Origin of the sequence: Neisseria mucosa, assembly GCF_013267835.1 — a bacterium.
Lineage (GTDB): Bacteria > Pseudomonadota > Gammaproteobacteria > Burkholderiales > Neisseriaceae > Neisseria.
Genome location: NZ_CP053939.1, coordinates 2,119,084 through 2,131,162 on the forward strand (window position 1 = coordinate 2,119,084; position 12,079 = coordinate 2,131,162).

Sequence of the window (12,079 nt, forward strand, 5' to 3'; positions counted from 1 at the left end):
GAGTTTCCTTTCTGACTTGAGTTACAGGGTTTTGAACTGCTTGATTTTCAGACGGCCTGCCGGATTTGACGGCCGTCTGAAAAATTCGCTTTATTGCTTCGCCGCTTTCATATTGTCAATGAATTTGTCGAACAGATAGCCGACATCCTGCGGGCCGGGGCTGGCTTCCGGGTGGCCTTGGAAGCAGAACACGGGTTTGTCGGTCAGTTCGATGCCTTGCAAGGTGTTGTCAAACAAGGATTTGTGGGTAATGCGTGCGTTGGCGGGCAGGGTGTCTGCATCGACGGCGAAGCCGTGGTTTTGGCTGGTAATGACGACTTTGCCGCTGTCCAAATCTTGTACCGGGTGGTTGGCGCCGTGGTGGCTGAAGCGCATTTTCAGGGTTTTCGCGCCAATGGCGAGGCTGATCAGCTGGTGTCCCAAGCAAATGCCGAAAATCGGTTTGCCGCTTTCCATCAGTTTTTGTACGGCTTTGATGGCGTAGTCGCAAGGCTCGGGGTCGCCGGGGCCGTTGGACAGGAATACGCCGTCAGGATTGAGTGCCAAGACATCTTCCGCGCTGGTTTGAGCCGGAACGACGGTCAGGCGGCAGCCGCGTGAGGCAAGCATGCGCAGGATGTTGGTTTTGACGCCGAAATCGTAGGCGACGACGTGGTAAGGCTGTTCGGCAGGGGTAACGAAACCTTTGCCCAATTCCCATTCGCCTTCGGTCCATTCGTAAGTTTCTGTGCAGGAAACTTCTTTGGCCAAGTCTTTGCCGACCATGCTGCCGAATGCGGCAATCAGTTCTTGTGCTTTTTCAACGGTGGCATCTGCACCGGTCAAGATTGCACCGCCTTGCGAGCCTTTTTCGCGCAACAGGGTGGTCAGGCGGCGGGTGTCGATGTCGGCGATGGCGACGGTTTTGTTGCGTACCAAATAGTCGTGCAGGCTTTCGGAGGCGCGGAAGTTGCTGTGCAAGAGCGGTAGGTCGCGGATAATCAAGCCTGCGGCATAAACGCTGCGGCTTTCTTCGTCTTCGGCGTTGGTGCCGGTATTGCCGATGTGGGGGTAGGTGAGGGTAACGATTTGTTTGCAGTAGGAAGGGTCGGTCAGGATTTCTTGATAGCCGGTCATGGAAGTGTTGAACACGACTTCGCCGGAAGTCGAACCTTCGTAACCGATTGATGTGCCGTGAAATACGCTGCCGTCAGCGAGAACGAGAAGAGCCGGAGTGGTCATGATGGAATCCTGTTTGCCTGATGATGGTCGGTTCGAAAAAAATGGGTCGGGCCGTCTGAAAAATAAAAATTGTTTACAAAAAAGACAGCCTTCGGAAATCTCGGCTAAAAAAAAACACGCTCCGCAGCTTTGATTTTGCTGTGTAACGTGCTTTTTCAGACATAGCGGTCTATGCCGTAGAAGCAGTGTATTTTAAGTCAAAGTAATAGGAATTTCAAGCGTAGAGCAAATAATCGATAATTTAAAAAACGTTTTATCTTTACGGTACAGTCCCTTGCTTTTGGAATGCTTGATGAGTAAGGTTGAACTAAATATCCAGTCGGGCCGTCTGAAAACTGATCAGGCAGATTGTTTCATTTTTGTTGTGTTTGAAATGCAGGCATAGGGAAATTCAGCCGAATCAAACATGGAACAGGCTGTTTATGCTAAAATCGTAGCCTTATAAAAAATAAAAACAATGTCATTTCTAGCTGAGATTATCCGATGAAAAAAGAACACATTATGCAAAACGCTCCATCAGGCCGCCATCGCCTTATTCATGCAAGCGTCGCTTCCGCTTTAGCGCTTATCAGCTTTTCCGTTCAGGCAAATACGCAGCAATTTGCCAAAATTCCGTTTTACCTGCAAAACGAAACCTCCATCAACGGCCAACCCAAAGTCAAACACAATATTATGTTTTTGATTGATGACTCGGGCAGTATGCAATGGAATGTGCAAGGTAAGGAAACATCGATATGGGCTGATAAAAGAATAACGATTACTAAGGAGGCTCTAAAATCGGTATTGAAAGAGTATGGCGAAAAACAACGATTCCAGTGGGGTTTGCAAACCCTGCATAACAATGGTCGTACTGATACTCCAGATGAGGAGGGCTTTACCGATGATTGGAAGGATGTTCAAAGGAGGGTAGATGGTATCGACCCCGGTCATGCTACGCCAATCACACGCCGCTACTATGAAGTAGTCAAAAACTTTGTGATGCCCAATATCAAATACCGTTGTCAGAAGTCTTATGTGATTGTGATGTCGGACGGTGATGCCAATATGAGTTGTAGTAACCAGGTTCCAGGCGAAGATCCTCGCTTATCTCGTAATACTAACTTCAACTATGATCGGGATTATTACTATTCAAACTATTACCATCGTATTGAACGTAGTGCAAATACATTTGCATACCAATATTTTGGGCCGTCTGAAGTAAAGACTATTGATGATGCATATGGGCCAGGTAAATTATTTGACGATAGGCATGGATTCAAAGGATATTTTGATTTTCCAATTTATCAATATGAGTCATTCTTACCTGAGAACGAAAGAAAATTGTTATGTCAATCTAGCAAATATGCGCGTGAGTATAGTCCTTTTTATAAGAGAGATATATGGGTAGCTGCCGGCGAAATCATTGTTCCTTATTGGGATAGAAACTATAAAGATGAAAAACGCGGTCTGCGTTTCTTTAGCCGGACTTTGGCAGAAAAAGACATCAAAACAGCAAAAGACGGCTTAGATGATGCCGGTAAGAGCTGGGATGGTGATCCAAGCGATCCCAAAGGCGTAGATTACAGCAAACAATTGGTACAGACTTTTACTGTGGGCTTTGGTGAGGGGATCTCTGAGGTCGGACGAGAATATCTAGAAAAGGGTGCAAGCCGTCCAGACTGGTATTTTAATGCTGCGAAAAAAGAAGATTTGCTTGAAGCCTTTAAAACCATCGTCGATAATATTGAAAATGACAGCAAAATAACAAAATTTGAAGGGACATCTTCAACTGCGCCTGCAACGACCAGTACAGGTATTCCCAATATGGCGGCAACGGTTCATTTGAATACCGGCTCTTGGAGCAGTCAATTGCGGTTTTATAAATTGAACCGTGATGGCACGCCTATCAATACGACAGAGTTTGTTCAGCCATCATTTAATAACCGCCTTACTTTAGTTAATGACGGCAGCAAGACCTATTTCATCGATAGAGTTGCAGACAATGAGGCTTCAAATGCCGATTTCGGCATTTCAGACGGCAGTGCAAAAGATAAGTTGGAATGGAAAAATGCATTGCTGAAATGGACTGGCCGAGCAGGTAGTGATGAAACCATCAAAGCGGATGCGGAGACAAAAGGTTATAGCCAGTCTTATCGAATTCGTCCGACAGATTCTGCTGATTCAAGTAAAGATGAGCGCAATTTAGGCGATATTTTAGACGGTTCGGTTGCTGCTGTTGGCGATAAGCGCGACAACCGTCAAGAGTTTTTGGTCGCCGCTGCCAATGACGGCATGGTACATATTTTCCGTAATGGTACGCCTAGCAATCCTTATGACTTGAAACTCAGCTATATTCCGGCAGGCATGGAGCGTGAGGACGATCAAGGTCAAGCGACAACTTTGGGCAAGGTTCTGAAGGATGTCGCTCGCGATGGCTACGGCTCCAGCACGCCGCACCGCTATATGGTCAATGGTGGTTTTGTTCTCCGCCAAACGCCTGATAAGCAAACCTTTATGTTTGGTGCGATGGGTCAGGGTGGACGCGGTGCGTATGCGTTGAATATCGGTGCAGTGGCAAACAGTGACCGTAGTGGTTGGAATACGACTGTACCTTTGTTTGAAACAGAAAAAGGCTCTGGCAATAAGCTGGGTTACACCATTGGTTCGACACAAATCGGCCGTGTTTCCATTAAACGCAATGCTACCCCGGTTAATCTGGAATCTGACGTGCGTTATGCAGGCTTCTTGGCCAGCGGCTATCGTACTGAAGATGTGAACAGTGCCGATAATGAAACGGCTTTATATGTCTATGATATGACAGGTAAAGAGGCTGGGACGAAAGGTACGGGAAGCAATGTTTCTGATGCCGGTAAGCTCTTGGTTAAAATTCCTGCGCCGAATGGCAAAGGCGGCCTCTCTACCCCTACTTTGGTAGATACCGATTTTGACGGTGTTGTCGATATTGCCTATGCCGGCGACCGTTACGGCAATATGTTCCGCTTCGACTTGAGAGGTGAGACGCCGTCTGAATGGTCTGCGCAGATGATTTTCCAAGGTTCGGGTAATCAACCGATTACGTCTGCGCCTGCGGTATCGCGCCGCAGTAAAGATAAGTATGTCGTCATTTTTGGTACGGGTAGCGAGATTTATCATAGCGAGCTGGATGTAGCGACACAGAACAATGCGGTTTACGGCATCTATGATGATACGTCCAAAGAAGCTGTCTTGGCTAAAAGCGATGAGCTGACCAGCCAAACTGTTCAAGCGGATGGTGAATATATTTCTGTTACCAACAATAAGGTCAGCGAAGATCAAAAAGGTTGGAAGCTGGCGTTGGGTTCGGGTGAGCGGGTAACTGTCAAACCGACGATGATTTTGCGTACAGCGGTGGTAACTATTCGCAAATACAAGCAGGAAGTCATACATACAAATTCTTCCAGTGCTGATGTTTGTTTGCCTGACAGTACGTCCACACAAACGACTGCAAAAACGGTTATTCTGGGCGTCAATGCTGAAAACGGCGGCCGTTTGGGTTTGCGTGATGCGCGTATTTCCGATAAAAACCGCCAATTCATCAAACGTGAAAACAACGGCCAAGTCTATTACGCCAGCGGTATGGTGTTTGACGGTGTGGTCAACTTTACTTATCTGAATGGCTCTAAGGCCGATGATTCTCCGGTAACCGCCGATGGCGATAGCGGCGGCACGGGTACGGATAAAGAGTTGAACGCTACGCCGAGCGTGCCAAACAATAAATGTTTTGCAACCCAAGCCGAGCGCAGTCTGTTGACCAACTCTGATAAGATGCACAGTCTGAAAGTAGAAGGCCGGAAATGCGGACTCAAACGCATCAGCTGGCGTGAATTGTTCTTTTAATCGGTAAGGCTTGAGTATTGAGGCCGTCTGAATGTTTCAGACGGCCTTTTTGTTGAGTGATAATAATTGAGAGATGTTGGATTAAGAAAAATAGAAAACCTTGTTTGTGGGTAAAACGGTTTGATTAAATTAAAAGCCTGGATAAGCCCAAACGGTAGGTTTTAGTCGTTTCTTTTTTCTGTTTTCTATTATTGAAATGAGAAGTTAAAAGGCAGTCTGAAAAGATATTTTCAGACGGCCTTTGATTTAAAAAGAGTGAGTCAAAGAGCGTATTGTTAGATGCTGTTTTTAATGATTTTCCGCAGGGTGGACAGTTGTCGGCGGCTGACGGGCAACGGGGTCGGAATATCGAGAATTTTTGCGCCCCATGTGGATGCGTATTCGTCGTTTTCGTCATCGTCCAGTCGAATCAAGCTGTCGAGGGTGTGGCGGAAGACGAGGGCGTTGCGGTGGATGCGGATGACTTTGTCGCCAAGCAACTCTTCCCAGTAAACCAATGTTTTCGGTAATTCGTAGCTTTGGCCGTCGCCGGTAAACAGATAGACGGTTTTGTGTTCCGCCATCAGGTAACGTGCCTGTTGCCAGGGGATTTCAACCATGCGCTCGCGGTTGTACACTTTGAAATGGGTGAAGCTGTCTGCTTTTTCGCGGTTTTTCTCGATGATGCGGTCAAGCGCGGTTTGCAGGCGGGTCATTTTGATCGGTTTGAGCAGATAGTCTGCGGCAGCCAGCTCGAACGCGCGCAGAGCGTGTTCTTCGTAGGCTGTGGTGAAGACAATTTCCGGCTGGCGTTTGGCGGTACGCTTGATGCGTTCGACAAACTCGAGACCGTCGATTTCCGGCATGCCGATGTCGGCAAAGACAATGTCGACTTCGTGGACGCTCAGCCACTCCAATGCTGGCATGGCATGGTGAAAGACGTTGAGCAGTACGACATTGCATTCTTCCAATAATACACGCAAGCGTTCTGCTGCTAATACTTCGTCTTCTACAATAATGGCACTTGGCATAGCGGTATTTCTTTTTGTTGTATCGTGGGAGATCTGCCGCGCTTTGTCATCCTCAATAACGCGCCAGCCGTATGTTGTTGCAATCTTGAAATTATCACTTCGCAACAATTTTAGGAAATTTTTAAAATATACATGATTTTTCGCTTCTTGGGCGTGATTTGGAATGAATCTGAAGATTACTTACATAATTTTATGAAATATTGTAATACCTAGAGTAATTTTGTTGTAATCGTGCTAATTCATTTCGTGATAATGGACGATTTTGGGATTTTGTCCATTTGCCAGTGCGCCACCGCCCAATCGAGTAATTCTTGCGGCCGGTTTACGGCGGGTGCATCGGGTAGGTTGAGGTAGGTCAGGACTTGGCGGAGGAGTTGTTCTTTTTGATTCAAATCCAAAGCCGGGGCAAGGGTTTGTTTCGACCACTTTTGCCCTTGGTTGTTGGTCAATAGCGGCAGGTGGGCGTAGGACGGTGTGGGAGCGCCGAGGCATTGTTGCAGATAGATTTGGCGCGGCGTGGAAACGAGCAAATCTTGGCCGCGGACAATATGCGTTATGCCTTGATCGGCATCGTCGGCAACCACGGCAAGCTGATAGGCCCAATAGCCGTCGGCACGAAGCAGGACGAAATCGCCGATGTCGTGTGCCAGATTTTGTGCGTATTGTCCGACAATGCCGTCTGAAAAACCGATCACGCGATTGGGGACTTGAATGCGCCATGCCGGCATTTTGTTTTGCGTGTTAGGTCTTTGCTGTGGATTGCGGCAACGGCCGTTATACACAAATCCGTCTGCGCCCTGAGTTGCCGCTGCCTGCCAGTCTTTGCGGCTGCAATAGCAGGGATACACCAGCCCGGCTGCTTGGAGGCGGTCGAGTGTGTCTTGATACAGGTCGTAACGGCGGCTTTGATAGGCGACTTCGCCGTTCCACTCAAAACCGAAAGCCTCAAGCGTGCGCAAAATGTCGGCAGCGGCGCCGGGCATTTCACGCGGGGGGTCAAGGTCTTCAATGCGAACCAGCCATTTGCCCTGATGGGCGCGCGCGTCGGCATAGGAGGCGACGGCGGTCAGCAGGGAGCCGATATGAAGCAGGCCGGTAGGGCTGGGGGCGAAACGTCCTATATACATGGCAGGGTGTTTGTGTAGGGCAGGGTAAGTATGCCTGCGCGGTATTCAAATCGTGATAGAAAAGGGCGTGCCGTACACGCCCGAATTTGGGTTTCAGACGGCCTAGACTTTTCAAAATGATTTAAGTTTCAATCGGCCGTCTGTTTAATCCGTTTAAGCCAAGGGAGCCAGCAGTTTGGCAAAAGCGTCTTCAAATTGTTTCAAACCGTCTTCCTGCAAACGAGTTGCCAAAGTTTCGACATCAATGCCGAGTTTCGCGGTTTCGGCAAGCTGCGCTTGGGCTTCGTCCACACCTTCGGTCAACGTGGCTTGGGCGGTGCCGTGATCGATAAAGGCTTTGAGTGTCGCATCGGGAACGGTGTTGACGGTATGGGCGCCAATCAGGCTGTCAACGTACAACGTGTCAGGATAGGCAGGGTTTTTCACGCCTGTGGATGCCCACAAAAGTTGTACGCGGTTGGCACCTTTTTCGGCAAGTGCGGCAAATTCGCTGCTGCCGAAGTATTGCGCCCAATCTTGATAGGCGGCTTTGGCCAGCGCGATGGCGATTTTGCCTTTGAGGTGGTCGGGCAGGGTGGCGTCCAACGCGGCATCGACACGGGAAATAAAGAAGCTGGCGACAACGTGGATATGGGAAACATCATGTCCCGCTTCCAAACGTTTGGCAATGCCGCGCGCGTAGGCCGCATAGGCTTTGAGGGTTTGGGCACGGGAGAAAAGCAGGGTCAGGTTGACGCTGATGCCGTCTGAAACGAGGGTTTCAAGCGCTTCGATGCCTTCGTCGGTTGCCGGTACTTTAATCATGGCATTTTTACGGCCGATGGCGGCATGCAGGCGACGCGCTTCTTCAACCGTGCCTTGTGCGTCTTTGGATAATTCGGGCGAAACTTCGAGGCTGACGAAGCCGGTTTTGCCGCCGGTGGATTCGTGTTCGGTAAGGCACACGTCGCAAGCGGCTTGTACGTCGGCAACCGCCATGGTTTCGTAGCGTTGTTTCGGGGTCAGGTCTTGCTGTTTGAGCGCGGCTACTTCGTCGGCGTACAGGGCATCGCCTGCAAAGGCTTTTTGGAAAATGGCAGGATTGGAAGTTACGCCGCACACGCCCTGTTTGAGCATTTCGGCCAATTCGCCGCTTTGTACCAGCGAACGGGAGAGGTTGTCCAACCAGATTTGTTGTCCTAATGCTTTAACGTCCGATAAAATAGTCATCTCTGATTCCTTTTACATAATAGGTTTGTTTGTGAAGTGGCGGTAATGCTACGCCGATTCGATGAATTTGAACAGTTTACAGCCGATTAATTTGGGCAAAACAAACCTAAATTCAAGCATGAAAGGCGGCTTTGATGGCGGAAAACACACTTTATCTCGACTGGGCGCGCGATGTATTGGATACGGAAGCCGAAGGTTTGCGTGAAATTGCGGCGGCTTTGGACCATGATTTTGTCCGTGCGGCGGAAGCGTTGTTGCACTGCAAGGGCAGGGTGGTCATTACCGGCATGGGCAAGTCCGGACACATTGGCCGTAAAATGGCGGCGACCATGGCTTCTACCGGCACGCCTGCGTTTTTCGTCCATCCAGCCGAAGCGGCGCACGGCGATTTGGGCATGATTGTGGACCACGATGTCGTGATTGCCATTTCCAATTCCGGTGAAAGCGATGAAATTGCGGCGATTATTCCGGCGTTGAAACGCAAAAACATCACGCTTATTTGTATCACTGCCCATCCGACTTCCACCATGGCGCGCCATGCTGATATCCATATTACCGCGGCGGTTTCCAAAGAAGCCTGCCCGCTCGGCCTTGCGCCGACTTCCAGCACGACCGCCGTGATGGCATTGGGCGATGCGCTGGCGGTTGTATTGTTGCGTGCACGCGCGTTCACGCCCGACGATTTTGCTTTAAGCCATCCGGCCGGCAGCTTGGGCAAACGCCTGCTGTTGCGCGTGGCGGATATTATGCACAAAGACGAAGCCCTGCCTGCCGTTTTGTTGGGCACGCCGTTGAAAGAGGCCATTGTCCGCATGAGTGAAAAAGGTTTGGGCATGTTGGCGGTAACCGATGCCGAAGGCCGTCTGAAAGGCGTATTTACCGATGGCGACTTGCGCCGTCTGTTTCAAGAACGCGACAGCTTTGCCGGTTTGAAAGTGGACGACATCATGCACGCTTCGCCGAAAACCATCTCCGCCGATCGCCTCGCCACAGAAGCCTTGAAAGCCATGCAAAGCGGCCATGTGAACGGTTTGCTGGTGGTCGAAGAAAACGGCGTACTGATTGGCGCGCTGAACATGCACGATTTATTGATGGCACGAATTGTCTGAATCGACGGCAAAAACGTTTTCAGGCGGCCTTATGCTAGAATAGGCCGTCTGAAATAAGGAAACCTTATGCAAAACCTCTCTTCCGACCTGCAACAACGCGCTTTAGGCATCAAACTGCTGATACTGGATGTGGACGGCGTTTTGACCGACGGCCGCATTTTTATCCGCGACAACGGCGAAGAAATCAAATCGTTCCACACTTTGGACGGACACGGTTTGAAAATGCTTCAGGCCAGCGGCGTGCAAACGGCGATTATTACCGGCCGCGATGCGCCTTCCGTCGGTATCCGCGTGAAGCAGCTCGGTATCAACTATTACTTCAAAGGCATTCACGACAAACGTGCCGCCTACGCCCAATTACGCGAACAGGCCGGTGTGGAGGAGCATGAGTGCGCCTTTGTCGGCGACGATGTTGTCGATTTGCCCGTGATGGTGCGTTGCGGATTGGCGGTCGCCGTCCCCGAAGCGCATTGGTTTACTTTGCAATACGCCCATTATGTAACCCGACGTTCCGGCGGCGCAGGCGCGGTGCGTGAAGTGTGCGATTTGATTATGCAGGCGCAAGGTACGCTTGAACCTGCTTTGAAAGAGTATGTACGATGAAAATCAGATGGCGTTACGGAATCGCCTTTCCGCTGGTGTTGGCAGTCTCACTCGGCGCACTGGCGGCGTGGCTCGGCCGCATCAGCGAAGTGCAGGTCGAAGAAGTCGTCCTCAATCCGAATGAGCCGCAATATTCGATGAAAGGCATCAACGGCAAACGTTTTGACCAAGAAGGCCGTCTGAAAGAAAACCTGAGCGCGGCCGATGCCGTTCAATATCCGAATAGCGCGGACGTTCATTTGGACAAACCGCATCTTTCGTTTTACCGCGACGGCAGCCTGTTGTACGAAGTCGGCAGCGACAAGGCCGTGTACAATATTCAAAACAAAAAAGTCGTTTTTGAACAAAATGTTGTCTTAAATAAAGCGGCAGATGCCAAGCGTTTGGCCGGCATCGTCAAAACCGAACGTTTGAATGTCGATACCGAAGCACAATACGCCCATACCGACAGCCCGGTTACTTTCCAATACGGACAGTCCGGCGGTCAGGCAAACGGCATGACTTATGACCACAAAACCGGTTTGCTGAATTTCCCTTCCAAAGTGAAAGCCACAATTTATGATACAAAAAATTTGTAAAACCTTAGCCCTTGTTGCCGTTTTTGCCGCCAGCCCGGCCTTTGCCCTGCAAAGCGACAGCAAGCAGCCGATTCAAATTGAAGCCGACCAAGGCTCGCTTGACCAAAACAACCAAAGCACCACCTTTTCCGGCAACGTCATCATCAAACAAGGCACGCTCAATATCCGTGCCGGCAGCGTAACCGTTTCACGCAACGACAAAAGCGAGCAGTTGATGAAAGCCACCGGCTCGCCCGTCAAATTCAGCCAAGAGTTGGACGGCGGTAAAGGCGTGGTCAACGGCCAAGCCAATACCGTGACGTATTCTTCCGCAGCCAACCTCGTTACCCTGTCCGGCAATGCCAAAGTGCAGCGCGGCGGCGATGTGGCCGAAGGTGCGGTCATCACGTACAACACCAAAACCGAGGTTTACACCATCAACGGCAGCGCCAAATCCGGTGTGAAATCCGCCGCGAAATCCGGCCGCGTCAGCGTGGTCATCCAGCCGTCCAGCACGCAGAAAAACAAATAAGAAAACACACAAAAAGGCCGTCTGAAAAAGGTTCAGACGGCCTGAGGTCAATATCGAAAGTCAACAGAATATGAGCGCAAAAAACAGCCGTCTTGTGGTTCAAAACCTGCAAAAAAGTTTCAAAAAACGCCAAGTCGTCAAAAGCTTCTCCCTTGAAATCGAAAGCGGCGAGGTCATCGGCCTGCTCGGCCCCAACGGCGCGGGTAAGACTACCAGCTTTTACATGATTGTCGGCCTGATTGCCGCCGATGCAGGCAGCGTGATGCTGGACGGACAAGAGTTGCGCCACCTGCCCATTCACGAACGCGCCCGCCTCGGCGTCGGCTATCTGCCGCAGGAGGCCTCGATTTTTCGCAAAATGACCGTGGAACAAAATATCCGCGCTATTTTGGAAATCAGCATGAAGGACAAAAGCCGCATCGATGCCGAACTGGAAAAACTGTTGGCTGATTTGAATATCGAGCGCCTACGCAACAACCCCGCGCCGTCCTTGTCCGGCGGCGAACGCCGCCGTGTCGAAATCGCGCGCGTGTTGGCCATGCAGCCTCGTTTCATTTTGTTGGACGAACCTTTTGCCGGCGTTGACCCGATTGCCGTCATCGATATTCAGAAAATCATCGAGTTCCTCAAATCACGCGGTATCGGCGTATTGATTACCGACCACAACGTGCGCGAAACCCTCAGCATCTGCGACCGTGCCTACATCATCAGCGACGGTACGGTATTGGCTTCAGGCAAGCCGGATGATTTGGTCAACAATGAACAAGTCCGTTCGGTTTACTTGGGTGAAAATTTTAAATATTGAATGCATATTTGACGGTATATGAAGCCCTCATTTCAATTGAGGGCGGCTATA

Annotated in this window: 10 protein-coding genes; 6 read left to right on the top strand and 4 right to left on the bottom strand. The window is 50.1% G+C overall.

Translation table 11 applies throughout. The annotated features are described in order from the left end of the window. Positions 1 to 90 precede the first annotated feature (90 nt). Positions 91 to 1,221 (bottom strand): glutamine-hydrolyzing carbamoyl-phosphate synthase small subunit, encoded by a 1,131-nt coding sequence (gene carA / locus FOC66_RS10170; protein WP_003748325.1) that lies wholly within the window; start codon positions 1,219 to 1,221, stop codon positions 91 to 93. Between the two features lie 483 nt (positions 1,222 to 1,704). Between carA and pilC the strand changes: the two genes are divergently transcribed. Beyond that, positions 1,705 to 5,076, top strand: coding sequence for a PilC family type IV pilus tip adhesin (gene pilC / locus FOC66_RS10175; RefSeq protein ID WP_003748327.1), 3,372 nt, complete (start codon positions 1,705 to 1,707; stop codon positions 5,074 to 5,076). Between the two features lie 275 nt (positions 5,077 to 5,351). Here the strand turns inward: pilC and FOC66_RS10180 are convergent, their stop codons facing one another. From FOC66_RS10180 to tal, 3 genes are all read right to left on the bottom strand, one after another. Continuing rightward, a complete protein-coding gene (locus tag FOC66_RS10180) occupies positions 5,352 to 6,086 on the bottom strand; it encodes a LytR/AlgR family response regulator transcription factor (RefSeq protein ID WP_003748328.1) in 735 nt (244 codons plus the stop codon). 239 nt (positions 6,087 to 6,325) lie between these two features. Further along, positions 6,326 to 7,213 carry a tRNA glutamyl-Q(34) synthetase GluQRS gene (gene gluQRS, locus FOC66_RS10185; RefSeq protein ID WP_003748330.1) on the bottom strand — a complete coding sequence of 296 codons (888 nt, stop codon included), beginning with the start codon at positions 7,211 to 7,213 and terminating at the stop codon, positions 6,326 to 6,328. A 153-nt stretch (positions 7,214 to 7,366) separates the two neighbouring features. Next, complete coding sequence (gene tal, locus FOC66_RS10190; RefSeq protein ID WP_003748331.1) at positions 7,367 to 8,422, bottom strand: transaldolase; 1,056 nt, start codon at positions 8,420 to 8,422, stop codon at positions 7,367 to 7,369. A gap of 134 nt (positions 8,423 to 8,556) precedes the next feature. Here tal and FOC66_RS10195 point away from each other — a divergent pair, with 134 nt between their 5' ends. The 5 genes from FOC66_RS10195 to lptB all read left to right on the top strand — a co-directional run bounded on the left by FOC66_RS10195 (position 8,557) and on the right by lptB (position 12,028). After that, complete coding sequence (locus FOC66_RS10195; protein ID WP_003748334.1) at positions 8,557 to 9,531, top strand: KpsF/GutQ family sugar-phosphate isomerase; 975 nt, start codon at positions 8,557 to 8,559, stop codon at positions 9,529 to 9,531. Positions 9,532 to 9,597: 66 nt separating this feature from the next. Further along, complete coding sequence (locus tag FOC66_RS10200) at positions 9,598 to 10,134, top strand: KdsC family phosphatase (RefSeq protein WP_003686818.1); 537 nt, start codon at positions 9,598 to 9,600, stop codon at positions 10,132 to 10,134. Continuing rightward, a complete protein-coding gene (lptC, locus tag FOC66_RS10205; RefSeq protein WP_003748335.1) occupies positions 10,131 to 10,712 on the top strand; it encodes an LPS export ABC transporter periplasmic protein LptC in 582 nt (193 codons plus the stop codon). Before FOC66_RS10200 ends, lptC begins: the two co-directional genes overlap by 4 nt. Further along, on the top strand, positions 10,693 to 11,223 hold the full coding sequence (gene lptA / locus FOC66_RS10210; protein ID WP_003748337.1) for a lipopolysaccharide transport periplasmic protein LptA: 531 nt from the start codon (positions 10,693 to 10,695) through the stop codon (positions 11,221 to 11,223). The genes lptC and lptA overlap by 20 nt, the downstream gene beginning before the upstream one ends. A 70-nt stretch (positions 11,224 to 11,293) precedes the next feature. Next, entirely contained in the window at positions 11,294 to 12,028 is a 735-nt protein-coding gene (lptB, locus tag FOC66_RS10215) for an LPS export ABC transporter ATP-binding protein (RefSeq protein WP_003748339.1), read from the top strand. Positions 12,029 to 12,079: the final 51 nt, after the last annotated feature.

Excerpts from the sequence above, each read along its gene's own strand:
- FOC66_RS10195 (WP_003748334.1), top strand. The coding sequence starts at position 8,557 with ATGGCGGAAAACACACTTTATCTCGACTGGGCGCGCGATGTATTGGAT.
- lptC (WP_003748335.1), top strand. The coding sequence starts at position 10,131 with ATGAAAATCAGATGGCGTTACGGAATCGCCTTTCCGCTGGTGTTGGCA.
- FOC66_RS10180 (WP_003748328.1), bottom strand. The coding sequence starts at position 6,086 with ATGCCAAGTGCCATTATTGTAGAAGACGAAGTATTAGCAGCAGAACGC.
- lptA (WP_003748337.1), top strand. The coding sequence starts at position 10,693 with ATGATACAAAAAATTTGTAAAACCTTAGCCCTTGTTGCCGTTTTTGCC.
- FOC66_RS10200 (WP_003686818.1), top strand. The coding sequence starts at position 9,598 with ATGCAAAACCTCTCTTCCGACCTGCAACAACGCGCTTTAGGCATCAAA.
- gluQRS (WP_003748330.1), bottom strand. The coding sequence starts at position 7,213 with ATGTATATAGGACGTTTCGCCCCCAGCCCTACCGGCCTGCTTCATATC.
- pilC (WP_003748327.1), top strand. The coding sequence starts at position 1,705 with ATGAAAAAAGAACACATTATGCAAAACGCTCCATCAGGCCGCCATCGC.
- tal (WP_003748331.1), bottom strand. The coding sequence starts at position 8,422 with ATGACTATTTTATCGGACGTTAAAGCATTAGGACAACAAATCTGGTTG.
- carA (WP_003748325.1), bottom strand. The coding sequence starts at position 1,221 with ATGACCACTCCGGCTCTTCTCGTTCTCGCTGACGGCAGCGTATTTCAC.
- lptB (WP_003748339.1), top strand. The coding sequence starts at position 11,294 with ATGAGCGCAAAAAACAGCCGTCTTGTGGTTCAAAACCTGCAAAAAAGT.